The sequence below is a fragment of the uncultured Fenollaria sp. genome (assembly GCF_934202865.1).
In the GTDB taxonomy this organism is placed as follows: domain Bacteria; phylum Bacillota; class Clostridia; order Tissierellales; family Peptoniphilaceae; genus Fenollaria.
On the sequence record NZ_CAKPYL010000005.1, the window covers coordinates 20,750 to 47,303 of the forward strand.

Annotated in this window: 26 protein-coding genes and 1 pseudogene; 20 read left to right on the plus strand and 7 right to left on the minus strand. The window is 37.5% G+C overall.

All coding sequences use genetic code 11. From position 1 onward, the window contains the following. Positions 1-37 precede the first annotated feature (37 nt). Positions 38-520, plus strand: coding sequence for a GNAT family N-acetyltransferase (locus Q0E71_RS01255; protein ID WP_294795116.1), 483 nt, complete (start codon positions 38-40; stop codon positions 518-520). A 41-nt stretch (positions 521-561) separates the two neighbouring features. Here the strand turns inward: Q0E71_RS01255 and Q0E71_RS01260 are convergent, their stop codons facing one another. The 5 genes from Q0E71_RS01260 to Q0E71_RS01280 form a co-directional block, all read right to left on the minus strand. Next, positions 562-1,374, minus strand: a complete 813-nt coding sequence (locus Q0E71_RS01260) for a C39 family peptidase (RefSeq protein ID WP_294795118.1) — start codon at positions 1,372-1,374, stop codon at positions 562-564. Between the two features lie 143 nt (positions 1,375-1,517). Continuing rightward, a complete protein-coding gene (locus Q0E71_RS01265; RefSeq protein WP_294795120.1) occupies positions 1,518-2,405 on the minus strand; it encodes an S-layer homology domain-containing protein in 888 nt (295 codons plus the stop codon). A 77-nt stretch (positions 2,406-2,482) separates the two neighbouring features. Continuing rightward, complete coding sequence (locus Q0E71_RS01270) at positions 2,483-4,231, minus strand: ABC transporter ATP-binding protein (RefSeq protein ID WP_294795122.1); 1,749 nt, start codon at positions 4,229-4,231, stop codon at positions 2,483-2,485. Continuing rightward, positions 4,221-5,771: a murein biosynthesis integral membrane protein MurJ gene (gene murJ / locus Q0E71_RS01275; RefSeq protein WP_294795124.1), complete on the minus strand. Its 1,551-nt coding sequence runs from the start codon at positions 5,769-5,771 to the stop codon at positions 4,221-4,223. The genes Q0E71_RS01270 and murJ overlap by 11 nt, the downstream gene beginning before the upstream one ends. A 63-nt stretch (positions 5,772-5,834) precedes the next feature. Further along, entirely contained in the window at positions 5,835-6,623 is a 789-nt protein-coding gene (locus Q0E71_RS01280) for a Cof-type HAD-IIB family hydrolase (RefSeq protein ID WP_294795126.1), read from the minus strand. A 208-nt stretch (positions 6,624-6,831) separates the two neighbouring features. Between Q0E71_RS01280 and Q0E71_RS01285 the strand changes: the two genes are divergently transcribed. The 13 genes from Q0E71_RS01285 to Q0E71_RS01345 all read left to right on the plus strand — a co-directional run bounded on the left by Q0E71_RS01285 (position 6,832) and on the right by Q0E71_RS01345 (position 18,727). Further along, positions 6,832-8,283 carry a YfcC family protein gene (locus tag Q0E71_RS01285; protein WP_294795127.1) on the plus strand — a complete coding sequence of 484 codons (1,452 nt, stop codon included), beginning with the start codon at positions 6,832-6,834 and terminating at the stop codon, positions 8,281-8,283. Positions 8,284-8,382: 99 nt separating this feature from the next. Next, positions 8,383-9,285: a UDP-N-acetylmuramate dehydrogenase gene (murB, locus tag Q0E71_RS01290; protein ID WP_294795129.1), complete on the plus strand. Its 903-nt coding sequence runs from the start codon at positions 8,383-8,385 to the stop codon at positions 9,283-9,285. After that, on the plus strand, positions 9,278-10,054 hold the full coding sequence (locus Q0E71_RS01295) for a PHP domain-containing protein (RefSeq protein ID WP_294795133.1): 777 nt from the start codon (positions 9,278-9,280) through the stop codon (positions 10,052-10,054). The genes murB and Q0E71_RS01295 overlap by 8 nt, the downstream gene beginning before the upstream one ends. Positions 10,055-10,063: 9 nt before the next feature. Then, positions 10,064-10,933, plus strand: coding sequence for an RNase adapter RapZ (gene rapZ / locus Q0E71_RS01300; protein WP_294795135.1), 870 nt, complete (start codon positions 10,064-10,066; stop codon positions 10,931-10,933). Continuing rightward, positions 10,926-11,933 (plus strand): gluconeogenesis factor YvcK family protein, encoded by a 1,008-nt coding sequence (gene yvcK / locus Q0E71_RS01305; RefSeq protein WP_294795139.1) that lies wholly within the window; start codon positions 10,926-10,928, stop codon positions 11,931-11,933. Before rapZ ends, yvcK begins: the two co-directional genes overlap by 8 nt. Next, on the plus strand, positions 11,923-12,705 hold the full coding sequence (locus Q0E71_RS01310) for a shikimate dehydrogenase (protein WP_294795142.1): 783 nt from the start codon (positions 11,923-11,925) through the stop codon (positions 12,703-12,705). Before yvcK ends, Q0E71_RS01310 begins: the two co-directional genes overlap by 11 nt. Then, positions 12,695-13,513 (plus strand): 3-deoxy-7-phosphoheptulonate synthase, encoded by an 819-nt coding sequence (gene aroF / locus Q0E71_RS01315; RefSeq protein ID WP_294795145.1) that lies wholly within the window; start codon positions 12,695-12,697, stop codon positions 13,511-13,513. The genes Q0E71_RS01310 and aroF overlap by 11 nt, the downstream gene beginning before the upstream one ends. Next, positions 13,506-14,513, plus strand: coding sequence for a 3-dehydroquinate synthase family protein (locus Q0E71_RS01320; RefSeq protein ID WP_294795149.1), 1,008 nt, complete (start codon positions 13,506-13,508; stop codon positions 14,511-14,513). Before aroF ends, Q0E71_RS01320 begins: the two co-directional genes overlap by 8 nt. After that, positions 14,485-15,720: a 3-phosphoshikimate 1-carboxyvinyltransferase gene (locus Q0E71_RS01325; RefSeq protein WP_294795152.1), complete on the plus strand. Its 1,236-nt coding sequence runs from the start codon at positions 14,485-14,487 to the stop codon at positions 15,718-15,720. The genes Q0E71_RS01320 and Q0E71_RS01325 overlap by 29 nt, the downstream gene beginning before the upstream one ends. Next, entirely contained in the window at positions 15,698-16,744 is a 1,047-nt protein-coding gene (aroC, locus tag Q0E71_RS01330; RefSeq protein ID WP_294795155.1) for a chorismate synthase, read from the plus strand. Before Q0E71_RS01325 ends, aroC begins: the two co-directional genes overlap by 23 nt. After that, positions 16,741-17,247 carry a shikimate kinase gene (locus tag Q0E71_RS01335; protein ID WP_294795157.1) on the plus strand — a complete coding sequence of 169 codons (507 nt, stop codon included), beginning with the start codon at positions 16,741-16,743 and terminating at the stop codon, positions 17,245-17,247. The genes aroC and Q0E71_RS01335 overlap by 4 nt, the downstream gene beginning before the upstream one ends. After that, positions 17,244-17,678 carry a type II 3-dehydroquinate dehydratase gene (aroQ, locus tag Q0E71_RS01340; RefSeq protein ID WP_294795161.1) on the plus strand — a complete coding sequence of 145 codons (435 nt, stop codon included), beginning with the start codon at positions 17,244-17,246 and terminating at the stop codon, positions 17,676-17,678. Before Q0E71_RS01335 ends, aroQ begins: the two co-directional genes overlap by 4 nt. Positions 17,679-17,680: 2 nt before the next feature. Further along, positions 17,681-18,727 (plus strand): M42 family metallopeptidase, encoded by a 1,047-nt coding sequence (locus tag Q0E71_RS01345; protein ID WP_294795163.1) that lies wholly within the window; start codon positions 17,681-17,683, stop codon positions 18,725-18,727. Between the two features lie 58 nt (positions 18,728-18,785). On the opposite strand, the gene Q0E71_RS01350 is transcribed toward Q0E71_RS01345, so the two are convergent. Then, the gene (locus Q0E71_RS01350; protein ID WP_294795166.1) at positions 18,786-20,849 is read right to left on the minus strand and encodes a YcdB/YcdC domain-containing protein; all 2,064 of its coding nucleotides are present in this window, start codon (positions 20,847-20,849) and stop codon (positions 18,786-18,788) included. A gap of 144 nt (positions 20,850-20,993) precedes the next feature. Here Q0E71_RS01350 and guaA point away from each other — a divergent pair, with 144 nt between their 5' ends. Beyond that, positions 20,994-22,529, plus strand: a complete 1,536-nt coding sequence (guaA, locus tag Q0E71_RS01355) for a glutamine-hydrolyzing GMP synthase (RefSeq protein WP_294795169.1) — start codon at positions 20,994-20,996, stop codon at positions 22,527-22,529. 219 nt (positions 22,530-22,748) lie between these two features. Beyond that, on the plus strand, positions 22,749-23,384 hold the full coding sequence (locus Q0E71_RS01360) for a CPBP family intramembrane glutamic endopeptidase (protein WP_294795170.1): 636 nt from the start codon (positions 22,749-22,751) through the stop codon (positions 23,382-23,384). An 85-nt stretch (positions 23,385-23,469) separates the two neighbouring features. Here the strand turns inward: Q0E71_RS01360 and Q0E71_RS01365 are convergent, their stop codons facing one another. Then, the gene (locus Q0E71_RS01365; protein ID WP_294795172.1) at positions 23,470-23,826 is read right to left on the minus strand and encodes a hypothetical protein; all 357 of its coding nucleotides are present in this window, start codon (positions 23,824-23,826) and stop codon (positions 23,470-23,472) included. A 244-nt stretch (positions 23,827-24,070) separates the two neighbouring features. On the opposite strand from Q0E71_RS01365, the gene Q0E71_RS01370 reads away from it, so the two are divergent. The 4 genes and pseudogenes from Q0E71_RS01370 to Q0E71_RS01385 all read left to right on the plus strand — a co-directional run. Next, the gene (locus tag Q0E71_RS01370; RefSeq protein WP_294795175.1) at positions 24,071-24,502 is read left to right on the plus strand and encodes a hypothetical protein; all 432 of its coding nucleotides are present in this window, start codon (positions 24,071-24,073) and stop codon (positions 24,500-24,502) included. Then, positions 24,499-24,645 (plus strand): hypothetical protein, encoded by a 147-nt coding sequence (locus Q0E71_RS01375; protein ID WP_294795177.1) that lies wholly within the window; start codon positions 24,499-24,501, stop codon positions 24,643-24,645. The genes Q0E71_RS01370 and Q0E71_RS01375 overlap by 4 nt, the downstream gene beginning before the upstream one ends. A 98-nt stretch (positions 24,646-24,743) precedes the next feature. Next, on the plus strand, positions 24,744-24,959 hold the full coding sequence (locus tag Q0E71_RS01380) for a DNA-binding transcriptional regulator (protein ID WP_294795180.1): 216 nt from the start codon (positions 24,744-24,746) through the stop codon (positions 24,957-24,959). 21 nt (positions 24,960-24,980) lie between these two features. Next, positions 24,981-26,554, plus strand: a pseudogene (locus Q0E71_RS01385) (type I restriction endonuclease subunit R); the annotation flags it as partial.

Here is a 26,554-nt window from a genome sequence, read left to right on the forward strand (position 1 = left end):
CCGTTTGGCTGCTTTTTTTGTGCATAGAGGTGGTCTAATGATTAGAAGAGCAAATAAAGAAGATATTATTAGCATCATGCCGATATATGAGGCGGCAAAGGCTAAGATGCGTGCGGATGGAAACATGCACCAGTGGAGTGACAAGTACCCTGACGAAGAAACACTTTTAGATGATATAGCAAGAGGCGAGCTATATGTAGCATGCGATGATGAGATATATGGTGTCTTTATGCTTAGCTTTTCTGGTGAAGAGACTTATAAAGAAATTCAAGGCGCGTGGCTTAATGATGAGCCATACGCTGTCATTCATAGAATTGCTAGCCTTGGCAAGGGAAGAAACTTACTTAAGGACGCAATAGATTTTGCTTTTGCTAATACAGCCAACATTCGCATCGATACGCACGAAGATAACAATATTATGCGCACTCTTCTTAATAAATTAGGCTTTGTATATACGGGCATCATTCATCTTAAAAATGGTGACGAGAGAAGGGCGTATCAATTAATTAAAAGTAAATAAATACAAAAAACACCTTATCGTGCATGATAAGGTGTTTTCTATTAGTATGATGTGATATACATAACTTTGGCTAAGTATGGACTTATCTCGTCAAAATCGTACCAACCCGAGCTTCTGTAGTTATCTTCTTCGCCGTTAGGGTTTGAGATGTATACTTTGCCGTCATCTGTCGCAGCAAGTAGAACCATGTAGTGCGACTTACTTGTGAAGCGATTCTCCTCTGGTTTATTCCATATACATACAATGATGGGTCTATTCGTTTTAAGATGACTGGTTAAACTTTCCTTTGATAAAGATTTTGCGTCGAAATAAAAGTCCGTATTGTCGACGCCGTAACTCTTTAGCTCCTTTGAAAGCTTTGTGTAGTCGAGGCGAGGGTAGTACTTCTCACGTAGATCTTCTGGCGTAAGACTTTGACCGTAGCCCGACAAAACTATGGACATGGCGGTGATGCCACAGCCGTAGTCTTCCATATTGCCGCTCCAGTACTCATTGTCCTTCCATGGCTCGACATTTTGCTTATACTCGGTATAAGTCTTTTTATTTTCATCCACTGTTGTGAACTTTGTGAAATAGCCTTCGCCACTTATCTTTTCTTGACCAACGCCGTTATAGTTTTCGTTCGTATCCATCTTAATATCTTTATACGGACTGCTTATGCCAGTTTTTTCTAAGTAATAGTTAAGCGTGTCATTGGCGCTTTCAATTATATTGCTTCTAAGTCTAGCTTTTTTAATTAATATGAAAGATATAATTAATACTATTAAAGTGAAGAAAAATGTCTTTCTTCTCTTTCTTTTTCTTTTTAGCTTTCTCTTTTTATTTATGTATGCTCTGGATTTATTATTATCCATATAATCATCCCTTCTTAAGACTATTATAATATATAAATCTTAATTTTTTCTTAAATTAGACTTAATATTTTCTTAAATTTAAAAATTCTCATGAAAAAGCACCTCATCTACTAAAGATGAAGTGCTATAACTCAAAATTTTATTTATTTTGTGTTAATCTCGATATTGTTATTTTCATTACCAATAACTTTTATATCAAATGGTCCGTCGCCTGTTTCTTCAGCGTTTAGTGCAAGTGTAACTGTTTTGTATGCTATGACTTGTAGGGTTATAGTTGTTGGTCCTGGCGCTACGACTTGCGGATAGATCGTTATCTTATTATCCTTAAGTAGTACTTTTTCTACGCCAACTGTGTATCCTGGGTTAGGGAACTTCATTGTGAATGTGATTAGGATTTGATCGCCCTCTTTTTTATAGAAGATCGATTCGCCGTTGTTGCTTAAACCCTCTGAGATGTTTTGTACATCAAAGGATAGGTTTTTGGCTGTTTTTTCGCCTTCGTTATCCTTAAAAATCTTGTGTATTCTTTGCACGATTAAAACTCCTTCTACTTGTGATAGCTTTTTTTCTGGCGCATATTTTTTATCGCCATTGCCATATACTATGCCTTTATTTACAAGGTATTTTAACTTTTCTTTTCTAATCTTGTCCATCTTTTCAATGTCAGTGAAGTCTATGTTTTTTTCTTCGCTACGAGCGAATTTTATGTTCTTCACACCGTCAAAGATGTAGTCAAGCATTGATTCTCTTGTAAGATAGTTGGAGTCACCATATATACTTACTTTGAAGTCGCCATATTCGTTAGATAGTTTTTCCAGTGCACTTGCAAATTGTTTTGCTTCTAGCGGAGCGTTTGGCTCGAACTTCGCATAATTATCTTTCGCAAGCTCTGTAAAGTACTTCTTCATAAATTCATCTTCAATTTTTTTCTCAGCCCAGTGACCTTTTAATTTATCTATACCCATTGCCATGGCTGTGCTTGATAGCAAAATGCATATCAATAATAGGGCGCTTATCATTCTCTTCTTCATATGTTTTCCTCCTTTACTATGATTCTACCTTTATTATATCATAAAGCTAGCTTATTAGAGGTTACAAATGTATTAAATCATTTTAGATCAAGAAGCGAGCCTGTATAAAGCTCGTAGTAAAGGCCTTTCTTCGACATAAGCTCATCGTGCGTACCAGTTTCTTTTATGCCGTCATCTGTTAGAACGATGATGGTTTTTGCGTTTTTAATAGTTGAGAGCCTATGGGCAATAGTAAGTGTCGTTCTACCCTCCGAAAGCTTTTCAAGTGACTCTTGTATAAGTCTTTCGCTAGTGTTATCAAGAGCCGACGTAGCCTCGTCAAGTATAAGCACTTTTGGATTCTTTAAAAATACTCTTGCTATGGCTATCCTTTGCTTTTGACCGCCAGATAGCTTTACGCCACGCTCGCCAACATAAGTGTTAAAGCCATCTTTCAGTTCCATAATAAAGTCATATGCGCCAGCAAGTTTAGCTGCCTCGATGATTTCATCTTTGCTTGCATCGATCTTGCCATATTTGATATTATCAAGTATAGTGCCGCTAAATAGGTAGACTTCTTGTTGAACCGAGCCAATATTTTGTCTTAAGGACTTTAGTGTGAAGTCTTTAATATTTCTGCCATCTATCAAAATCTCTCCGCTTGTAACATCGTAGAAGCGAGGTATTAAGTTAACTAGAGTCGTTTTACCTGAGCCAGATGGTCCAACTATAGCGATGGAGTCGCCCTCATTAACCACTAGATTGACATTAGAAAGAACTTTGTTTTTGTCGTCAGGGTAAGTGAAGCTCACGTCCTTAAACTCGATTTTGCCCTTGACATCTTTTAGCTCGATGGCGTCTTCTTTGTCAAAGATATCGACGTCTGTATCCATAATCTCGATGAAGCGCTCTATGCCAGTCATGCCGGCATTGAAGTTCTCCATGAAATCGACTATTCTTTTTATAGTTGTGAGTAGGCTTGTTGCGAATAATACATAGGCAATCATGTCACCAGCTGATATTTTCCCAGCCTGCATTAAAAAGCCGCCCAAAGTAATTATCATAGTATACATGATGGCATCGAAGATTCTATTTACAGTGCCAAAGCCCGCCATATATGTGTATCTCTTCTTTTTAATCTCAAGGAATTTATCGTTATCTTTTTCAAATTTTTCGACTTCAACATCTTCATTCGCAAAGGACTTAACTACTTTTGAGCCAAGTAGCGAGTCCTCAAGTCCTGAGTTTAAGTCGCCTATGTGATCTCTTTGCTCCTTAAAGGCGCGGCGCATCTTGCGGTTGTATGAGCTTGACGCATATATCATTATAGGTATCATGATAAACATTAGCACTGTTAATAAAACATTGATCTTAATTAAAATTGCAAATGAAATAATTATCTTGAATATAGCAATTAAAAACTCTTCAGGACAATGGTGAGCGAACTCAGTTACGTCGAAGAGGTCATGAGTGATTCTGGCCATGATTTGACCGACCTTAGTATTGTTGTAGTAACTGTCTGATAGGTGCTGCAAATGGGCAAAGGCATCGCTACGCATGTCTTTTTCGATGTAGGCGCCCATGATGTGACCGACCTTAGTCATGTAGAATTGAGCAACTATCTCAACTACGCGCAGTGCGAAGTAAAGTCCAGCTACTTTTAAAATGTACTCATTTGTTAAAAGTAAAATGTCTTGTGCAGCCGTATTAGTTATGCTTCTTAATAATAAAGGAAAGACTAGTTCACACACTGTAGTTAATACAGCGCAGAACAAGTCTATGAAGAGAATTTTTCTATATTTTTTAAAGTAGGGTAAAAAGCGTTTTATTAGTTCTTTATTTTTCATTATTCCTCCTTTTATAGTTTAGTACAGCGTCTAAAGCGTGAACCTTTAGCGCCTTAAGTGATATTACGTAGATGACTAAGGCGATGACGCCTGATATAGCCATCATTAAAAATTTGATTATTTTCTTTTCTCCCAAAACTTTTACGCCGAGAGTAAATAGTAAATACATTGCTAGTGCCATGATGATGGAGGCTGCTAGTATCTTTATAAGTGAAATTAGATTGTCTTTGATCTCAATATCTGGATAAACTTTCTTAAGCGAGATATATAGTGTGATTGCTGAAACTAATGATGAGATCGATGTAGCTAGGGCAAGGCCTTTGTGCTGCATAAACTTAACTAGTATTATGTCAAAGGCGATGTTTACTGCGACAGCTATAAGTCCATTGATCATCGGTACTTTAGTCTTTTGCATCGAGTAGAACACTTTTTCGAATATCATTCTTAATGAGGCAAAGAAAAGTCCTAAGATGTAGAATGTTAGCGCACCTGAGGTCATCAGTGTGGCTGTTTCGTTAAACATATTTCTTTGGAAAAGTATCTCAACTATCGGATAGCTTAAAAAAACTATTGCAAAAGTTGCTGGAAGCGTGATAAGTGCGACGATATCGACACTTTCACTGATTATGCTTCTGATCTCTTGACTTTCGTTTCTAATCATTGATGACGATAGTTTTGGGAAGATTACAGTTGTTAGTGCCATAACAAAGACAGATATAATCATAAGATATATCTTGGACGAATAGTTTAGTACCGAGATTGATCCACTAACTAGCTCTGAGGCTAGTGTTTTGTCTACAACTAAGTTGATTTGATATGCGCTCGAGCCTATAAGTATAGGTACGATAAGCTTAAACATCTTCGCTACATAAGGGTCTTTGAAGTCAAGATCGGGTGAATATCTGTATCTTTTGTGCTTAACAGCAGGGAGCTGAATCAAAAATTGCATGGACGCAGCTATAACGCTAACGAACATCAATAGATCGATATTGCCTCTTCTCGCAAAGAAGATTAGGAAGATGATGAATACTAGATTGTACGGTATGCCCATGATGGCATAAGGGCCAAAAACGTTTTCTGATTGCAAAAAGCTCGAGAAAATGTATGTGATTGACAAAAACAAAATGATAGGCACACCTATTCTCATTAGGTAGGCTGTGTAGGCAAGCGTCTCGCCAGTAAAGCCCTTCGCTATAAGCTTAGTAATTTGCGGAGCAAAGATGTATGACAAAGCGCAAAGGATTAAGGCGATGAGGCCGATGATGTTCATGATTTTGTTCATGAATTTTAATTTACCTCTTTTGCCTTCTTTCTCTTCTACCTCTGAAAATATCGGCACAAGCGTAGTGTTTAAGCCACTACCAAGTGCTCCTATCAAAAAGATAACTGCGGTAGTCGCAGCAGTATACATATCAGTCTCGAGATTGGCACCGTACTTCGATGCGATCATTGTCTCTCTGAAGAAGCCCATGATCTTGCTGATAAGCGTGAAGACGGATATCATCGCGAGTGATTTTATAACAGTTTTTTTATTTGACATATATAAACCTCTTTTGTTTTAAATTCTTCTTGAATTTTATCACAAAGCATGGAAAAAATCAAGTTATAAGAGGTAATTTTCAATAAAGTGAGCCGCTCCTGACTCATCGCAATCCTTGGTAATGTAAGTCGCTGCCTCTTTGATTATAGGCATGGCATTAGCCATAGCAACTGAGGCACCTGTACCCTTAATCATCTCTAAATCATTTTCGCTGTCGCCAAAGCTTATAGTGTCTTTAATATCAATACCAAGCTTATGGATTATTTCATTTATTCCGACAAGCTTAGATGTCTTTATGCTATTGATATCAGCAAAGTCATCGTTCCATCTCTTAAAGACAGAGTTTTTCATATATGGTATTAGATGCTCTTCGTCAAAGTCCTTAGTCGTGTATGAATTCATTTGATATATCTTACTTAAATCAAGCTCATCTAGTGAGGCAATCCTTGGTATAGGCACTTCGACGTGGTCATGAACCGCGTGAACCTTATCATCCACTTTATTAAGTATAACGCCTTCGCGAGTGAAGAGTGATAAGGCAAAGCCAAGCCTATTCGCAGCGTCTACTATGAAGCGAACGTCCTCTTCCTCCATAAAGTGCTCTGAAACAATTTCTTCGCCTATAACGTTTAAGTTGCCGTTCATGCCGACAAAGCCATCGACCTCAAGAGTATTGTCAAGAACCTTCATTATATTTGATTTTTCACGGCCCGATGAGATGAAGACCATAATCCCTTTTTCTCTTAGCTTATTCATAGCGGCGATATCTCTTTCACTTATCTTATGAGTAGTGAAGCTCACTATCGTCCCGTCCATATCAAAGAAGGCCGCTTTTATATTATTTAATTTCATTTTCATACCTCCATACAATTATTTATACCCATTAGCATAATTAATATAATATACTAAGTACTTTTAGTGAAGCTGCTAGCTTGAAAAGGAACAAGCGAATTAGATAACGATAAATTTATCACTATAGGCAAAAAAAGTGTTGCATAAGTAGCAGGTTTGTAGTATAATTATAGTATCAATAGTAAACAATCATTAAGGAGGTAAAATGATGGAAAAAACAAAAAAGAAACGTTCATTAAGTGCTTATAGTATTCTTATTCTAATTATACTATTTGTTGCAATCTTATCATGGATTTTTAATGGAGCACAATTTGCCCCTGTAGTTCCTAAGGGAGCTGAAGAAGCTGTTACTGAAGTAGCAGGAGCTAGACTTCCAGACATCACAATGAGTTTCTACAACGGCTTTGTTGACGCTATAGATATCGCCATCTTCGTATTGGTTATCGGTGGTTTCCTAGCAGTTGTTAACAAGACAGGAGCTCTTGAAGCTGGTATTCACAGACTAGTTAAGAACATGAAGGGTAGAGAAATGGCTCTTATCGCTGTACTTATGATTCTTTTCTCAATAGGTGGATCAACTTACGGTATGGCAGAAGAAACTGTAGCCCTATATCCTCTAATCATTACTGCGATGGTAGCTGCAGGCTTTGATACTATGGTTGCTGTAGCAACTGTTCTTCTTGGAGCAGGTGCCGGCGTACTTGGTTCAACAGTTAACCCATTTGCTACTGGTGTAGCTATGGACGCACTTAACGGTGCAGGCGTTGAATGTAACAAAGGTACTGTAATTCTACTAGGCGCAATACTTTGGGCAGTTGCTCTAGGTACTGCTATGTACTTCGTATTAAGATACGCTAGCAAAGTACACAAAGACAAAGGCTCAACAATATTATCTCTTCAAGAAAGAGAAGTTATGGACAAAGAATTTAAAACAACTAAGACTGAAGACGAACTTGTTTACACAGGTAGACATAAATTCATTCTAGTTATATTCGCAATTACTTTTATAGTTATGATTATATCATTAATTCCTTGGCCAGATTTTGGCGTAACAGCTTTTGAAGGCTGGTCAGCATTCTTGACAGACACAGCACTTGGTGAATGGTACTTCCCAGAAATTTCAGTATTATTCTTCCTTATGTCTATAGTTATAGGCTGGATCGGAAGATTATCTGAAAAGGAATTGGTTAACGCATTCGTTGACGGAGCAAAAGACATCTTATCAGTTGTATTAGTAATCGTTGTAGCAAGAGCAGCATCTGTACTTATGGCTCAAACACACATCGACGCACTTATACTAGATAGATCAGCAACAGCTCTAGCAGGCCTACCAGTTTACTTATTCGTACCATTTGCATACATCGTATACATCGCACTATCATTCTTCATCCCATCAACATCAGGCCTTGCAACACTATCTATCCCAGTTATGGGTGGACTAGCTGCTAGACTTGGTTACTCACCAGAAGTTATGATATTAATATTCTGCGCTGCAGAGGGCGTTGTAAACTATGTAACACCAACATCAGGCGTTGTTATGGGCGCAATACAAATTTCTAAGATGGAATTAGGTACTTGGTATAAATGGGTTAAGAAACCTCTTATATTCACAGTAATATTCTCAATAATTGTATTAACTGTAGCAATGATGATATTCTAAAATTGTTTACTATCGGAGAAGTCCCTTATGGGGCTTCTTTTTTGTACATAGATATAGAAAATAATCTTCATTTATGATATAATTACATTGGAGGAATGTATGGAGAAGATAATTGAAGAAATAAAAAGATTAAATATAGAAACGATTAAAGAGGACGAAAGCTTATCGAAGTACACTACTTTTAAGATAGGTGGGCCAGCACACGTCTTGGTCGAAGCGAAGAGCGATGAAGAAATTCTAAAGCTAGTGAAGCTCTTTGACGAGATGAAGGAAGACTACCTTATCATTGGCAATGGCAGTAACCTTCTTATCAGCGATGCTGGCATTGAAAGACCTGTCATAGTACTTGATAAAAACTTTGCTCATATCGAGCAAATAGATGAAGTGACTTTATATGCTGAGGCAGGCGCTTCACTTAAGAGCCTTGCCAATAAGGCGCTTGAGCTAGGTCTAGGTGGTCTCGAAGCCATATCAGGCATACCTGGAACAGTTGGCGGAGCTGTATATATGAACGCCGGTGCCTATGGCAGCGAGATTAAAGACGTTGTGACTAAGATAAGATATATTAAAGATGATAGTATAGCCGAAATTAATGCGAGCGAAGCAAATTTTGCTCACAGAAGAAGCATTTTTCAAGAGAAGGGCTACATCATATTAGGCGCCTACTTTAAATTAGAGAAAAAAGATAAGAAAGATATAGAAGAAGAGCAAAGAGATTACACCCAAAGAAGAAAGGACAAGCAGCCACTTGAGTATCCATCAGCAGGCTCTGTATTTAAGAGACCAGAGGGCTACTACGCATCGAAACTGATTGAAGACGCTGGACTAAAGGGACTATCCGTCGGCGGCGCCATGGTTAGTAAAAAGCACTCAGGCTTTATAATTAACACAGGAAATGCAAGTTTTGATGACGTAGTCACACTTATTGAAAAAGTCAAAGCCATAGTCCTAGAAAAGTTCGCTGTAAGTCTTGAAGAGGAGATAAGGATTATAAATGAATAAAATTAGATTATATGGCGACTACCATACACATACGATATTCTCATCAGGAACAAAAGGCAACCTTGGTAGGCACGCCACACAAACACCTGAGGAGAGTGCAAAAAAAGCGTATCTTATGGGCCTTAAGGAGCTTGCAATCACAGATCACGGCCTAGCTCATTACATGTTCGGCATAAAGAGAAGCAATTTGCCAGTTCTTAGAGAAAGGATTGACAAGCTAAACGAAGAGTATAATGACAAGGGACTTAAGATACTCATGGGTGTCGAAGCGAATTTGCTAGACTTTGACGGAACCGTGGATCTTGACGAGGACGTAATGAAATACCTAGACATAGTGCTTATGGGCTTTCATTACGGCATAAAGACGAAGAACTTCAAGGAACAGATGAAACTATCGATACTGCCGCAAATATCAAAGCCATTCAAAAAATGGCACGAAAGAGTGATTGAGAGGGTTACTGACTCATATATCAAGGCGATAGAGAATTACCCGATAAAGATAATTACTCATCCGGGCGACAAGATAGACGTAAACATTGTTAGACTTGCCAAAGCATGTGAGAAACATGGCGTGGCACTAGAAATAAATTCATCGCATAAGAATCTGTCAGTTAAGGACTTAATCAAGATCAAGGACATTGACGTAGACTTATACGTTGGATCAGACGCGCATAAATTAGAGCGCGTGGGCGATGTAAAAGAAGCATTAAGAAGAGCTGACGAAGCTCAAATTGATATCAATAGAATCAAGAATATTTATATAGAGTAGGAGGATATTATGGACATATATGTAGTAACAGGCATGAGTGGTGCCGGAAAGAGTTCTTTATTGAATTTCATGGAAGATAACGGATTTTACTGCATTGACAATATGCCTCCTGTTTTATTGCCAAAATTCTTTGAGCTAATTGACAGTGAGAACGAAAATATTAACAAGGTAGCCTTTGGTATGGACATAAGGGGCAAGGAGTTTTTCAATGACATGCTCACTGTGATAGATGGGCTTGAAGAAAAGAATTTAGATTTTAAGCTGATATTTTTAGACGCAAGAGACAGCGAGCTCATAAAGCGTTTCAATGAAAGAAGAAGGCCGCATCCACTCAGCAAAGACGGCTCACTTAAAGATGGCATACAAAAGGAAAGAGAGATACTTAAAGAGCTTAAGGACAAATCCGACTACATCATAGATACAAGCTCAATGAAGAGCAGCGACCTAAAGGATAAGCTATACGAGATACTTTCAAACACTATTACGAGAAAGAAACTTACCATAGTCGTGGAAAGCTTTGGCTTTAAGTACGGCATTTTAGAAGAGGCAGACCTTGTCTTTGATGTGCGCTTCTTGCCTAATCCATATTATCTTGATGATCTAAGGCCATTGTCAGGACTTGACGCAGAGATAAAAGAATTTTTAGAGAAATATGATGCGACTGAAGAATTTTTCCAAAAATTAGTTGATATGCTTGACTTTTTACTACCAAATTATATAAAGGAAGGCAAAAATCAATTGACTATAGGTATGGGCTGCACAGGCGGTAGACACAGAAGCGTTTACATGGCTGAAAGGCTATATGAATATTTAAAAGAAAAGAAGAATTTAACTGTTTTGAAAAATAGAGATATGTATAAAGAGGCTCGCAATGTATAATAAGTACAGGAGCCTAAACCCTAAGATACTTGCAATAGGCGGAGGAACGGGTTTATCTACGTTGCTTAAGGGTATTAAAAATTACTCATCAGATATAACGGCGATAGTGACCATGGCTGACGATGGCGGGGGAAGCGGAGTTTTAAGAAGGAGCTTCGGCATGCTGCCGCCAGGCGATGTGCGTAACTGTCTTCTAGCGCTGTCGGATATTGAGCCTGAGATGAATACACTTTTATCACATCGCTTTGAGAAGGGCGAATTGAAGGGCCAATCCTTCGGTAATCTATTTTTGCTCGCGATGAATGAGATATACGGCTCCTTTGAAGAAGCTGTCAAGATGGCATCGAGCATACTAAGGGTCAAGGGAACTGTTATGCCAATCACCGTAAACGATGTCAATATTGAGGCGACTTACGATGACAAGAGCAAGGCCTTTGGCGAGAGCATATTGCCAGCTGAGGCGATTAAAGACAATAAAAAGATAAAGAGGGTTGAATTGTGTCCGAAGGACGTTGAGCCGCTTGATGGTGTAATCACAGCTATAAACAAGGCGGACATCATACTTATAGGCCCAGGCAGCTTATATACATCAATCATACCAAATCTGCTTGTTGAGGGCGTGACGGAAGCAATCCTTTCTTCACCAGCGAAGAGGATTTACGTGCAAAACGTAATGACGCAGCACGGCGAGACCGATGAGATGTCTGTAAAAGATCACGTTGAAGCAATTTTCGAGCACTCAGACAAAATTTTTGATTTAATCATCATAAATAATAAGGTCTTAAGCGAGGACCTTAAGAAAAAATATCAAGAAGAGTATCAAGAACAAATATTTTTGACTTATGACGACAAGAAATTTTTAGAAGAAGAAGGTATTGATTACATTGAAGGCGACTGCTTGGATGACGGCGACTACGCCAGACACGACAGCGAGAAGCTTTCGAACATGATTATCGATTATTATATAAGGACTAGAAGGGTAAAGACTTATGAGAAATAAATTATTCGTGATAGGTAGCCCGATTGAGCAGTCAAAGTCACCAGAAGTGATGGCGGACTTTATCAATAGCAGTGGGCTTGATCTTATTTACGAAAAAAGAGAAGTGAATAAAGACGGCCTTGAAAGCTTTGTAAATGAAGCAAAGACTGGCGAAGTGCTTGGCTTTAACATAACAACGCCACTTAAGGAGGAAATTTTAAAATACGCGGATGAAGTGAGTGAAGCGGTGAAAATTTTAGGAGCAGCCAATACAGCAAGCCTTGCGAGTGGCAAGATGAGCCTACACAATACTGATTACATCGGCTTTATGAAGGACATCGCGAGCCTAATACCAAAGTATGAGAGATACTCCTACGCTGTTTTAGGTACTGGCGGAGCGGCTCGCAGCATTATTTATGCTCTTACTAAGCTAAATATCTTTCAGATAACTGTTTACACGCGTGACGAGGTCGAAGCGCATTACAAGCTAAAGAACTTCGAAGACGATATCGAGATATATCCTTATGGCTACGGCATGGATCAAGATGTCATCATAAACGCGACTGGTCTTGGCATGGCAGGTAGGCTTGATGAGAGCCCATTATCAAAGGAAGACTTTGAGATGAGTAGAGCAGGTTTTGCTTATGACCTAACATATAACCCCGAAGAGACAAAATTCTTGGCGCTTGCTAAAGAAGCGGGTCTCATCACTATGAATGGCTGGGGCATGTTTATGGGCCAAGCGGAAGAAGCGTTTAAAATATGGACTGGAGCTGATAGAAATGAACTTTGAACAAGAAAAATCATCAAAGAAATATAAAGAAAAGACAATTATAAATATAGGCGGCAAAAAAATTGGCGAGGGCTTTGCTATTATCGCTGGTCCTTGCGCGTGCGAATCATACGAGTCCCTTCTTGATGAGGTAAAATTTTTATCATCTCGCGGTATAAAGTTTATAAGAGCAGGCGCTTTCAAGCCAAGGACGTCGCCATATAGCTTCCAAGGCTTAGGACGTGAGGCACTTGACTATTTCAAAGAGATAAAAAAGGCCTACGACGTGAAATTTGTCTCCGAGCTAATGGATTTGCGTGAGCTTGATTATTTTATGGACGCAGTTGACATAATTCAAGTTGGCGCAAGAAATATGCAAAATTTTTCGCTATTAACAGAGCTTGGCAAGATTAATAAGCCTGTACTATTAAAAAGAGGTTTTGCGAATAAGATAAAAGAATTTATTGCAGCGGCTGAATATATTTTAAAGGGTGGCAACGAAGATGTCATCTTATGCGAAAGAGGTATCAGGACTTTTGAGACAGCTACGAGAAACACACTAGACATCTCGAGTGTACCGATTATTAAGAAGTATACAAATCTACCAATCATAGTTGATCCATCACACGCAGGCGGCCTTGATTACTTAGTAAAGCCACTAAGCCTAGCGAGTGCGGCTGTTGGTGCTGATGGCATTATGGTCGAAGTAAATGACAAGAAGACAGAGGCTCTATCAGATGGGGAACAAGCCATATCATATGATGAGTTTGATGACTTGTTAGTCGATTTAAAGAAGATACTTAAGGCGATGGACAAGACTTATGAATAGAGATGGACTTGCTTACGAGATAAAAATCATTCACAAGGCGAGTGAAATAGATTTAGAAGAAAATTTTACGAACTACCTTGTATTAACTGATAGAAATCTCTATAGAGAGCAAAGGGCTTTCATCGATGAGATACTTAAGAAATATGACGCTTTTCTATACGTGATAGACGCAGGTGAAGAGGCAAAGAGCCTAAGCGTTTTGGAAAATCTTCTTGAGTACGCAGCCGACAAGCTCGATAGGCACTCACTTATAATCAATGTGGGTGGCGGCGTAGTAACGGACATAGGCGGCTTTGCGGCGTCGATTCTATTTCGCGGCATAAAGCACGTAAATATCGCAACAAGCCTACTTGCTATGACAGACGCAGCCATTGGCTCCAAGACTGGCATCGATTTTTGCGATAAGAAAAACATCTTGGGTACTTTTTATGACCCATACAAAGTCTTTATTGCCATAGATGCGCTTGAAACGCTTCCTAAAGATGAGTATATATCAGGATTTGCTGAAGTAATTAAGCATGCGCTTATATATGATAATGGTCTTTATGATCTAATAAAAAAAGATGCGGCGATTGAAGAAGTTTTAGAAAAATCCATTGCCACGAAAGTTCATTTCGTCTCTGAAGACAAAAATGAAAAAGGCGCTCGCATGGCACTAAACTTTGGTCATACATTTGGCCACGTGATTGAAGCAGCTAGTCACTACACTTTGTCACATGGTAAATGCGTTGCCATTGGCATGAAGATTGCCCTTGAGCTTGGCAAAATTTTAAATATAACAGACGAAGACACTTACAAGAGAAGTTTTGAATTAATTCACAAATATTATCCAAGTGAAGAAATAAATTATGAGATAGAATCACTTAAGAGTGATAAAAAGATGATGGCGGACGAAATTAATTTTGTTTTTCTTGCAAATAGAGGGGCCATCATCAAAAGGGTGGACGAGAGAAAGGTAGTAGAGCTTTATAATGAGCATATTAAGAATAAAAAACTCTAAATTAATGGGGCCGGTTTATGTAAATCACTCAAAAAGCTACTTGCACAGATATATCTTTGCAAGTTCTTTTGCTGCCGAAAACACGATTATCAAAGGCTTTGATCTATCTGAAGACATCAAAGACACCATGCTTAGCCTAATAAGCTTCGCTGATTTTGATCTTTTGGATAGTGGCGACGTCCTTGTTAAGCCGCGCGAAAATAAGAAAAGCCCAGACAGAGTGCGCATCGAAGCCTCTGGCACAACGCTTCGCTTCATATTATTTAATATACTTGATGGCAATTTGCACGAGATATACATGGGCGATAAGCTATTTGAAAGGCCAAATGATCCCGCCTTTAAGATCTTTGATGACAATGGTATTAAGTACCGCATCAATGACAAGAACAAGTCCATAAGCATAAAGGGAGACCTAGTTAAGGATGAATACATAATCTCAGAAGACATCTCGAGCCAATTCGTTTCATCACTCTTATTTAAGCTTGCGCGCATGAACTTTGACTCGCGTATAGTTCTTGACTGCGATTTATCCTCGCGCTCATACATAGACATGACAATTAACTGCCTTAATGACTTTGGCGTCGAGATCGATGCGAGTGAAAATGAATTTAAGATAAAAGGCGGACAAGAATTTAAATCCGCTGGCGAATATATTATTGAAAGAGATTACTCAAACGCAGCTAATTATTATGCAGCAAACTACTTAGGCTCAGATATTGACATTATGGACATGCTTGATACGAGTATACAAGCTGATAAGATGGTTAAAGATACTTTATTAAGCTACGATCAAACTCAGGACCTCATCATCGATATGAAGAATAGCCCAGACGCAGTGCCGATACTTGCGATGGCTGCACTATTTAGAAAGCATAAAACTACTTTCACTTCGGTAAAGAGACTGATGTATAAGGAGTCAAATAGGGTTCAGGCCATAATCAATGAGCTAAAAAAGATTGGCGCCAAAATTACATTTATTGACGATAAACTCATCGTGAATCCGCTTGAGGACATCATCATGTACACGAACAAGTTTGACGCGTATAATGACCATAGGATAGCCATGATGATTGCGATACTTGCGACAAGGCTTGATCAAGACATCTTCTTAAGTGGCTACGAGTGCGTGAATAAGTCATATCCGAAGTTTTTTGAAGATTATATAAGTTTAGGGGGCGAGGTCAATGTCATCGACAATTGGAAATAGAATAAGGCTGACTCTTTCAGGTGAATCGCACGGAAAATTTATGACAGCGACGCTTGATGGTTTAGCTAGCGGCATAGAGGTCAATAGAGACTACATTGATAAAATTCTCGCAGAAAGAAGACCAAGTACGGCTGCCTCGAGCGCTAGAAGAGAGAAGGATGATTACGAAATCATCTCTGGCGTCTTTAATGGCTTCACTACAGGAGCCGCGCTTACTATACTTATGAAAAATGCTGACGTAGATAGCTCTTCTTATGAAGCTAGAAAAGATTTAGCAAGGCCGTCGCAGGCTGATTACCCAGCCTTTATTAAGTACAAGGGCTTTAATGACTATCGCGGCTCAGGTATATTATCAGCTCGTTTAACAGCGCCAGTTTGTGCGGCGGCTGCGATAATATTAAAAGAGCTAGAAAAGGAAGGAATCACTTTTGAAACGCATCTAAAACGCTTAGGCGCTATGCTTGACGAAGAGGGCGGCGAAGAATTTTTATCGAAGAAATATCATATGTATAAGTACAGAGACGACGAGATCGAAAAGTATTTAGATGAAATAAAAAATGAAAACGATAGCGTCGGAGCAGAGGTCGAATTAATTATAAAGGGCGTCAAGGCAGGTCTTGGCGATCCGCCATTTGCCCCGCTTGATGGGGAGCTGGCAAGATACATGTATTTGATTCCATCTGTAAAATCAGTTTCCTTTGGTCATGGATATGGCTTTGCTCAAAGCTTAGGAAGTGAAGTAGCTGACGAGTTGAGGGTAGATAGTGGCAAAGTAAAATTTTTAGAAAATAATAATGGCGGCATCATTGGCGGCATATCAAATGGCGCTGACATAGTGCTAAGTGCTGTGTTTAAGCCTATCGCCTCAATCGCTCGTGAGTTCAAGACCATAAACATGAAGACTATGGAAAACGCTGAGATAAAGATAAGTGGTAGGCATGACGCCTCAGTCGTTCCACGCGTCTATACAATTATGAAGTGCTACTCGGCTCTTGCTATCTACGATATGCTGGTGAGCGCATGAACATCATTATCATAGGCATGCCAAACAGCGGCAAGACGACTATCGCCTACGAGCTCGCCCGCAAGATCGGCTACAAGGCCATTGACACGGATAGGCTGATCGAGAAAGAGGCAGGCATGAGCATAAATGAAATTTTTCAAAAATATGGCGAAGAAGAGTTTAGGCGCAGAGAGACAAAGGTTTGCGAAAGAGTAAGTAGACTCGATAAAAGGATTATAGCGACTGGCGGCGGAACGGTTATGCGCGAAGAAAATATGGCGCATCTAAAAAGCAATGGCTACGTCATTTATCTAAAGAGGCCGCTTGAGTTTTTGAAGACAAATCTCGATACATCGAGGAGGCCCTTACTAAGAGCTGAGGGCGACCCAATGAGAAAGCTTTACGAAGAGAGGGCGCCGCTATTCGAAAAGTACGCGGACATGACGATGAAGGCGGACAAATCAGTTTTTTTGATGTGCAAGGAGCTCAAAAGGCGTTTAAAGGTACAAGGAGTGATTAAATGAAGAAGATACTTGTGGTCAACGGACCGAATATCAATATACTTGGCAAGAGAGAGCTTGAAATTTATGGCGATTTATCTTATAATAATTTAGTGGATGAATTAAAGTCTTATGCGAATGGCAAAGGCATTGGCTTAGATGAGTTTCAGTCAAATAGTGAAGGAGCCATCATTGACAAGCTTCAAGAGTTAATTGACGGAGATTATAGTGGCCTTATCATCAATCCGGCTGCTTACTCGCACTACAGCTACGCCATATACGACGCGCTAAAGGCCATTAAGATAAAAAAAGTCGAAGTGCACTTAACAAATATATTTGCACGCGACGAATTTAGAAAAAATTCTGTCACAGCAGCAGCTTGTGATGGCGTTATTTCAGGCTTTGGCTTTGATTCATACAAATTAGCAATAGATTATTTATTAAGGGAGGAATAAAAATGGACGTAAAACACGATTTAGACTACATGGTAGAATTTATGGTGAAGCTACTAAAGACACCATCACCAACAGGAGATACTATTAAGGCACTTAACTTAGTTGAAGAAGAATTCGCTAAGTACGGCTTAAAGGCTCATAAAAATGCAAAGAACGGCTTCTATGTAACAGTAGAAGGCGAAGATGACGAAGAGCAAGTGACTTTATCAGCTCACGTTGATACACTTGGCTGCATGGTTAAGGACATCACTGGTAATGGCAGACTTAAACTTACTAAATTAGGCGGCTACCCATGGAACGTTATTGAAGGATGCGAATGCGTTATCTCAACTATTGATGACGGCGAATACACAGGAACTATACTTACAAATGTTTCTTCAACTCACGTTTATGGCGCAAAGGCTGACGAGACAAAGAGAGACGAAGACTCAATGGAAATAAGAATTGACGAAAAAGTTTCATCAAGAGAAGATGTTGAAAAGCTTGGTATCAATGTTGGTGACTACGTTTATCTATATCCAGGCACATGGGTTACACCATCAGGCTTTATTAAATCAAGACACCTTGATGACAAGGCATGCGTTGCTGTTCTTGTTGGACTAGTAAAATATTTAAAAGAAAATAATATTAAGCCAAAACACACAACAAACTTCTTCATCTCAAACTATGAAGAGCTTGGTCACGGATCAACAGCTGGTCTACCTGAAAAGACAGTTGAATTCATCTCTGTTGATATGGCAGCGCCAGGCACTGGACAAACATCATCAGAATTCAAATGCACTGTTTGTGTAAAGGACTCTTCAGGACCATATGACAAGATGATGAGCGAAAAATTAATCAAACTTGCTAGAAAGAATGATATACCATACGCTATAGACATCTACCCATACTACGGTTCAGACGCGTCAGCTGTTTTAAGAGCTGGCTGGAACGTTAGAGCCGCACTTATAGGACCAGGTGTTGACGCATCACACAGCTTTGAAAGAACACATAAGGAAGCAGTTGACGCAACATTTAAGCTAGCACTAGCTTATCTACTTGAAGACTAATAGCTTATATATAAAAAATGCTTACAGCAATCGCTGTAAGCATTTTCTTTTTGCATCTTTACTTAAAAATGTAATTATAAATTATATTTATGAACTCATCTCTATTGATCTTAGCGTTCTTGTCAATGGCCTTACCATTAACATATCCAAGAGCCTTGGCTATGGCAAGATAAGAATTTTCTTCCTTTGTAAGTTTTGCCTTAGTGTTGACTGGCTTAAATATGTCCTTGCCAACAAGCTCTTCCATGCCTTTTAGCCTTACAATGTATTTTGCTAAATCAATATTTGTGATTTCTTTATCTTTATTCACTTCATTTTCTTTGATGACGCCATCTCTTATAGCTCTTTGATAAGCGTTATCTATAGTCTCATCTATATCATTATTTCTTGAGCCATATCTATAAATAAAAGTCATAAAGTCTTTTTGCTTTAAGTTTTTATTTGGCATTATCTCGTCTTCAAGATATGAGTAGCCCATTTGCTTTAGTAGAGTCACCTTGTCTTTGTATTTTGATTTATCAATGTCGGAGTAATTTCTAAACTCATCTGCATTATTTGTAAGTTTTCCTGTTATAGCGTCAATCTCGATCCTAGTATTCTTTGGCATATAGCTTAAAACGACTTTTGACTTAGCTGGATCAGATTTATCTCTAATATATTGATAAGCTTCTTCGTATTGAATTTCTTTTTTAACTAGATTATAAGCTTCGTCTGCTGATATCTTTGCCTTTTCATAGCTCATAGGCTTTCTGTACCAAGCTCTTGAGTAGTCATTTACTTCTTTTGTATCCCTTGAAACGCCTAGGCTAATGGAGTTTTCTGGAACATAGTAGCCATCCATCACTCTTACAAAGTATATAGAATTATTTTCAGCACTTATGAATTTTAAATCCTTTTCATCAATGTCTGAAGCATTCTTCTTGATATAGTCAATAGCAATCTTTTTTAATTCATCAGAGCTTAGATCTTTTTTCTCACTATCGCCATTGTCAAAATTATTGTAGCTGCTAAATTTTAATAGTGTTAAATCCTTCGCATCAAATGAGATATTATAGTAAGTCTTTTTCTTATCTTTGCCACTCTCTAAATTGATGTGGTAGACGTAGTCCTTAGAGATGTAGTCTTGATTTAGACTGGATAAAGTCACCTTAGTATTGCTAGCGTCCTTAACATAAGTCTTTGCTTTTTTGACAGCTTCGTCCTTAGACTTGATGCCCTTAATCTTGTCAATGCCCTTAACTTCGTACTCGCTAAGACCATCCATAGCCCCTTCAGCAGCGGCGTCCTTAGTCATATAATTATTTAAAAAGACAGGGTAGTCGTAGCGCTCATATTTCTTTGTAGTCGAATTAACATAGTAATTTGCATTTAGCTCGTTGCTATATATAGTCTTAAATGTAAGCCTTGGCTCCTTCTTATCATTGATTACAAATTTAATCATAGGCTTTAGATATTCATTGTCCTTGCAAATATTTATAGCCTCATCCATAGTTAAATTGCTCTTAAGTGCATCAAACTCAGCTGTTTTTGAAAAGTCAAAGCCATGGCTATAGTTTAGTGAGTAGCTTTGCACGCTCTTATCAACATAGCTTATGGTAATGGAAGCGCCGTCACCAATAACGCGTCTATCGTTTACATATCTATCAAAGTTAAAAGTATATGCGTTGTCGCCACTAATGTTTTGATAAGTTTTTTCGTTTAGCTTAAGGCTCTTGCTATTGATAGGGTCGATTCTTTTAATCATCTCAGTGGCATATTTTTTCAAAGCTTCATACGAGTACTTTGGCTTAAGTGTTTCATACTTTTTGTTATCATAAGTATTGTAGTTAGTGATGTGCATGTCCTTTGATATGCTCACGTTTACATCACTTGAGCCGTCCTTTTTAGTCCATGATAAATTGTATATAGTGCCGTAGCCATCGTCACTAGAACTATTCACTTCAAAATTGTCATAAACATCTTTGATATTAAATACTTCTTTTGCTTTTAAAACTAATTTTTCCATTGTTTTGTCGTCTACCTTGTTTAGATTTTTTGTTTCTGCTAATGAATTTACTGGCAATGCGCACAAAACCATAACGATGGCGAGTGCCATTGCAATCATGTTCATCTTTTTAAACATAATATCATCTCCTTTGTCTATATTATACCACTTTAGTATAGAGGCATAACGATTTTAACAAAATTGTAAGTATTTTGATAAAGTCTGTGAAATTTATAGCATTAAAAATAAACTTGTGATATAATTATTACAAGAGGTGATTAAATGAAACACGATTTAGTCTTAGTAATAGATTTCGGCGGACAGTATAAGCAATTGATCGCGAGACGTGTAAGAGAAAATAATATTTACTCGGAAATAATTCCTTATACTAAAAGCATAGAAGAAATAAAAGCAAAAGACCCTAAGGCAATAATCTTTACAGGCGGACCAAACTCAGCCTACCTTGATGATTCACCATCGATATCGAAGGAGATCTTTGAGCTAGGCATACCTATACTAGGTATTTGTTATGGGGCTCAATTAACAGCACATCTATTGGGCGGTGAGGTAAAGAAAGGCTCTGAGAAGAATAGGGAATATGGCAAGACCATCTGCCACTACGAAGAGTCAAAGCTATTTAAGGGCTCTCCGAGCGGCCAAGTTTGGATGAGTCACACTGACTACATATCCAAATTGCCAGAAGGTTTTAAGTGCATCGCATCGACAGACAATTGCCCTATCGCAGCGATGGAAAATGAAGAAAAAAAGATTTACGCAGTGCAATTCCACCCAGAAGTAAAGCACTCAATCGACGGCGACAAGATGATTAGAAACTTCCTTTATGACATTACAGGTCTTAAGGGCGATTGGACGAGCGAAAATTTCATTGAAAACAAAGTTAAAGAGATTAGAGAAAAAGTTGGCGATAAAAAGGCCTTACTAGCACTATCAGGCGGCGTCGACTCATCAGTTGCTGCAGCTCTTATGCATAAGGCAATAGGCGACAATCTAACTTGCATCTTCGTTGACCACGGTCTACTTAGAAAAGATGAAGGCGATCAAGTCGAAGAGATATTTAAGAATAGATTCAAGATGAACTTCATCAGAGTTAACGCTCAAAAGAGATACATGGATAAGCTTAATGGCGTGTCAGAGCCAGAAAAGAAGAGAAAGATTATAGGCGAAGAATTCATCAGAGTCTTTGAAGAAGAAGCAAAGAAGCTTGGCAAAATCGAGTACCTTGTTCAAGGAACTATATATCCAGACGTAGTTGAATCAGGTACAAACGGCTCAGCAGTTATAAAGAGTCACCACAATGTAGGCGGCTTACCAGACGATATAGGCTTCGAAGGACTGATAGAGCCACTAAGAGAGCTATTCAAAGACGAAGTAAGAGCCATAGGACTTGAATTAGGATTAGATGAAGACCTTATCTATAGACATCCGTTCCCAGGACCAGGCCTTGCCATCAGAGTCATAGGCGAGATCACAGAGCAAAAACTAGAAATACTTCGTGAAGCAGACGCCATCTATATAGACGAGCTAAAGAAAAATGGTTTATATAGAAAGATTTGGCAAGCCTTTGCTGCGCTACCAGACATTAAAACAGTTGGCGTTATGGGCGACGAAAGAACATACGATTATGTGTGTGCCCTAAGAGCCGTAACAAGTACCGACGGCATGACAGCAGAGTTTTATCCAATAGATATGGATATACTTGCGAAGATCTCGAATAGAATAATTAATGAAGTAAAAGGAATTAATAGAGTGGTGTATGATATTACGTCGAAGCCACCAGGAACAATCGAGTGGGAATAGAGTAACAAATATGTTTCTGTTGTAAAACCATTGAAAACAGTTGGTTTTAGCGATTTGCAGTAGCAAAAAACTCCTGAATGATACTGTTTTGATACTAAAAAGGGGCAAAAGCAGGTCTGAAAGGGAGTTGTTGAATTTAGGTCAATAGTTTAGATAGCCTTACATCATTTTGGTGGGAGGCTTTTGTGGAAATAGTGAATGGTGAATTGGGACGAGCGTATGGACAATAAATATATCAAATTAAATATCTTTCCAATTATTGCTGAGGTACTGTTTGTATTAGCGTGCTTGCTATTTCAGGGATATTATATATACATCAATTTTCTGTTTTATGTAGTATTAGCAATTTATTTTTGGTTAAGAAAAGATTTTTCTATTCAAGAATGGTTGAATGCCATTAAGGGAGGAAATGCTTTTTGGAAGCATGTGATGTTGACGATATTATTCTTTTGTCTTTCTTTCGTATTTACAAATATCTTAGAAAATATGTTCCCATATCTTAGTACGGGAATGATTAATTTAAAAGCGGATAATTGGTTAAAACTTATTCTATTTGCAGGTTCTACAATAATATTGCCACCAATCGTAGAGGAAGTGTTTTATAGAAAAAACCTTACATCTTTTAAGAATGGGGAAATTTTAATTTTTACAACATTGTTTAGCATGTTTGCATATGCTTTAGAGCATACATTTACAATTTGGGGAATTTTCTTATGCATGATATGGGCTCTGCCGTTGAGCATTTCCTACATTAAAACCAAAAACGTATATGTTACAATGACAGCACATTTTATATGTAATTTTGTTATAAACGGGATTGCTGTTGCGAAAATATGTAATTATCTATTGAATTGATTATCTGCACAAAAATAATATAGATATTGTTAAAGCCCATAACTTTAAGACCTAAAAATCTTTCAGCTATGTGCTTTTTCTGTGCTTATTTTATATCCGGTGGAACTTTTGTTCCGATACCGCTTCTATAGAATTTTACATTGCTTTCTTCAAAAGGAATGTAATCTTTTTTTAGACTGTCAGGGTAGTTGGCTTTCCAATTCTGCAATGCTTCTTTAGTGATTTCGTTATTTTCATATTTCTGCTTCATTTTCTGCCAATCTTCAAGCATGTTTCGTATTTTCAAAATAGCTTCACTACCGAAATAGATGCCTGTGGTAGTGTATTCGGGATCTTCATCATTTAGAATAACAGGACGTATTTTTACTTCAATACTGTCATCAAGCTTAAACAAAAATCGCATTAAATCATGTTCGGTATATGGATAATCAGGTTCTTTCAAATAATTCTTATTTACATGTAGTGCAGCAGAGATTAGCAGAGCGAAGACCATTGGAGCGAATTATACTGAAGAAAAAACCAAAAATAGAATCCGAAATAAAGACAAAGAAATTGGGAATATCATTGATATTAAGAACAGCGAAAAAGCAAGGTCAAGCAAAGGCTATGAGCAGTGGGCAACAAGACACAATCTTAAAACGACAGCTTCTTCGCTTGTTGAAATCAGGAACAAAGGATTTAATTCAATGAAAGAATTGGAGCGTGGTATTAATCGAATATCAATCAAAAAGAATGAGTTGAAGCGAGAGTTTGATAGGCTGTCATGGGAGCAAAAAAGGATAAATGAAGTGGTAAAGCAAATTCAAATCTGTATGAGCAAAAGAAAACATTATGAAGGATATCGTAAAAATCCCTACGATAAAATTTATATGATGATGAATCGAAAAGATGTAGAAGCTTATCAGAAGTCTTATGAAGAAATAGATATTTTTCTTAAGCAATTTCCATATTTGAGACATGTTGTAGTAGGAGAGTTAAAGACAAAATTAAGTAAAAATCTTTTCAGGAAATTAAATGAGCATTCTAAAGAATTACAAGCTAAACAGGAGGAGATAATCAAGAAATATAATTCATTAGCACCACAATATGATGAATTTGAGCATCTGAAAATAATATGAATGAGTATCTTGGTAGTGATAAAGTTAAAAAGGAAAAAGAATCAATTATTAAAACCCTCAATAGAGAAAAGGCTAGGGATAAGGTTACAACAAAAGAGACTGCAAGAAATAATAGAAAAAATCCAAAAGAAATTGATTTATAAAGTGGAATCATATTGAATGATATTTCCAAACGCTATAGCTTATGATATAATATATGACATATAAATGTAGTATAAAAATTTTTAAGGAGAAGATTGATATGGAACTTTCTGAAATAATTAAGACCATTCGTTCAGAGTTAAAATTATCGCAAGAAGGACTAGCCAGAGAATTACATGTTGGATTTAGTTCGGTAAATCGTTGGGAGAATAATAAATCTAAACCTAACCAGATAGCAAGATATGCCTTGATTGATCTTTGCAAAAAAAAAGATTTAGACCAGGCTTTGATTTCGCTATTGGAAGCGATGAATTAAGTTGGAAAAGGGATGATAAATATGAAGAATGAAAGACAAATAGAGAATGAATTTATCAAAAAATTGACAGATTTAAAATATGTTTATCGTGAAGATATTAGAGATAAATTTTCATTAGAAGAAAATTTCAGAAAGCATTTTGAAAGATTGAACCGTGTAAAATTAAGTGATTCTGAATTTATAAGATTACGTGATAGCATAATAAATTCAGATGTTTTTGAGAATGCAAAAAAGCTCAGAGAAATAAATACTTTTAAAAGAGATGATGATACGCCTTTGCAATATACTCTTGTGAATCTCAAAAACTGGTGCAAAAATGAATTTGAAGTAGTTAATCAGCTGCGTATTAATACAGAAAATAGTAACCATCATTATGATGTTATTTTGCTTATTAATGGTATCCCGGTAGTTCAGATTGAATTAAAGACTTTACAAATCACACCTAAAAAAGCGATGGAACAAATAGTGAATTATAAAAATGATCCGGGAAATGGATATACAAATTCTCTACTTTGTTTTATTCAGCTTTTTATTGTTAGTAATGAAACTAATACCTATTATTTTGCCAATAATCGCAAGGAGCATTTTTCATTTAATGCAGATGAGAGATTCTTGCCTATTTATGAATTTGCAGATAAAAACAATAATAAAATAACCAATCTATATGAATTTGCGAATTGTTTTTTGTCTAAGTGTACTATTGGAGAACTTATCAGTAAATATATGGTTTTGGTAGTGAGTGAGCAAAAATTATTGATTATGCGACCATATCAGATTTATGCTGTGAAAGCCATTGTGGATTGTATTGAGCAAAATCGAGGCAATGGATATATTTGGCATACTACAGGTAGTGGCAAAACTCTTACGTCATTTAAGACATCAACACTTTTAAAAGATAATCCAGATATTGAAAAGTGCTTGTTTGTTGTGGATAGAAAAGATTTGGATAGACAGACTCGTATAGAATTTAATAAGTTTCAAGAAGGATGTGTGGAAGAAAAATACAAATACAGAAAGTTTAGTTAAGCGTCTCACATCTGATGATTATAAGGATAAAGTGATAGTTACTACCATTCAAAAACTTGGACTTGCACTTGATGACGATAGTAAGCGTAATCAAGAAAAAAGAAAAAAAGGCGAATTAACTTTTAAAGAAAGGCTACTAAAGCTTCAAGATAAGCGTATGGCGATTATTTTTGATGAATGCCATCGTTCACAATTTGGAGATAATCATGAAGCAATAAAGACTTTCTTCCCCAAAGCACAATTGTTTGGTTTTACCGGCACACCAATTTTTGAAGAAAATTCAAATTATAAACAAGTTGATGGGACAATTGGTTCTTATAAAACAACAAAAGACGTCTTTGAAAAAGAACTTCATTCTTACACCATCACAAATGCGATTGATGATGGCAACGTTTTACGTTTTCACATTGATTATTTTAAGCCAGATGATACTCACATTGCAGCAAAAGCAGATACAAAGATAAGCAAAAGGAAGATTGTAGAAGCTATTTTGTCCAAGCATGATGCGGCAACATATAGTAGACGGTATAATGCTATTTTTGCAACAGCAAGTATCAATGAAGCAATAG